Origin of the sequence: Coprococcus intestinihominis, from assembly GCF_040096555.1 — a bacterium.
GTDB classification, from domain to species: Bacteria; Bacillota; Clostridia; order Lachnospirales; family Lachnospiraceae; genus Coprococcus_A; species Coprococcus_A intestinihominis.
Genome location: NZ_JBBMEK010000415.1, coordinates 1 through 1,650 on the forward strand (window position 1 = coordinate 1; position 1,650 = coordinate 1,650).

Annotated in this window: 1 protein-coding gene and 1 pseudogene; both read left to right on the forward strand. The window is 43.9% G+C overall.

The window, feature by feature from the left end; translation table 11 throughout:
* A partial coding sequence (locus WMO25_RS17800) for a hypothetical protein (RefSeq protein ID WP_349086542.1) occupies window positions 1-955 on the forward strand: 955 nt, incomplete at its 5' end.
* A pseudogene (locus WMO25_RS17805) lies at window positions 955-1,650 on the forward strand (hypothetical protein); the annotation flags it as partial. The gene WMO25_RS17800 and the pseudogene WMO25_RS17805, both read left to right, overlap by 1 nt.

The window sequence follows — 1,650 nt, forward strand, 5'->3', positions numbered from 1 at the left end:
CCAGTATGACAAAGAGGGGCATCCGACATATCTTGTATTAGATAAAGATGACTTTTGGAGATATGAAGCAGACGTAGAGCTTAGCTGGACAAATGCGGACCGGCCGGAGGAATGCAGACATGCGACAATCCATATTACCGGAACAAACGAGATTCCGGATAAGGCACATGGTACTGCATTGACTTATGGACTGAAATACTATTTCCGCAATAAATTCTGTATCCGTCAGGTTGGAAGCGAGCAGGAAGATCCTGATTACACAAAGCATGATGTGGAACAGGACACAAATGCTGCGGATAGGCCGGCGAAAGAAACTCACAAAAGAGAAAAGGAAACAAATAAGGCGGTAAAAAGTTCAGAAAGTAAGAAAGGGACAGCAGAAGACAAAAAGAATCCGGCGGTATCCTCCGGGAAAAGTAAGGAAATGAAAACTCTGCTGGGGAACACTCCGGTGACTAGAGTGACGGAAAAGACAGAGAAAGATACGGCAGTCTGGGAAAAGCAGGCAGAGCATGTAACGAAATCTGAGGAAAAGCAAGCAGAGCATGTAACGAAATCTGAGGAGAAGAAAGAAGTTGCAACATCTGAAGGAGGAGAAAAACTGCACACAGAAGAGGCAGCTTTGGCGGACAAACCTGAGGATGCGGATGGATTTATTCCTGTCAATGCAGAAGAAGTTCCATTTGAAGAAGATGCTGACTTTATGGAAGAACTTCAAGGCGAACTGGAAGAAGAAACATCAGATTCCGAAGTAGAGGCGGCAAAGAAATTCGTGTGTGACTTTGGCGTGTTTAAGGGCAAGACGATGGAACAGGTTTTGGAAGCCGGAGTCAAGGGTACTGAAACTTTGAAATGGATTGCCAATAAGTATAAAGGTCCGAATAAAGAGCTGGTAAAAGCGGCAAAAACACTTCTGGATTATCAAAGTGAATCCGAAGAATTAAAGGCTGCATAATGAGTTTGTATGAACATGGTTCCCCTGTGGGACCATGTTCTTTTGAGGTAGAGGATATGACATCATTTACGATTACAGATGTGGGAAACCTTTTAGGAATCGAGCGACTTTCCGGCGGTGATGACGCTTCCTATAATGTGGTCTGCCCGTTTTGCGGAGACAGGAGGGGGAAGTGTAATTTTGTTGTATACAAAGATGGCGAACTGGCAAACGTCTATCATTGCTTCCATTGTGATGCAGCAGGAAATATGCTTACACTATATGTAGAATTGACAGGGCTATATGGTTCTGACTGTTATAAAAAAGCTTACCATGAAATACAGAAGAAGCTGGATTTGGGTGCAGGTGAACAGATGGAAAAGAGACTGGAAATTCAATGCCGGAAAAAGAAGCAGAAAGAGTCCCTGGCAAAACCTGTAGATTATAAGCGACGGGATCATACGTACCGGGAACTTCTAACCTTGCTGCAGCTATCGCCTCAACATAGAAAAGATTTGTTAAGCAGGGGGCTTACAGAAACGGAAGTTGCAAATATGGAAGCCTTGGGGTATAAAAGTACCTGTGCTGAAGAATCTGTCGCAATCGCCAGAAAATTACTGAAACGTGGTTGCAGGCTGGAGGGCGTGCCCGGTTTTTTCATGAATTATCATGGTGACTGGGAAATTGCCTTTTATCAGAAGAATAACGGCTATCTC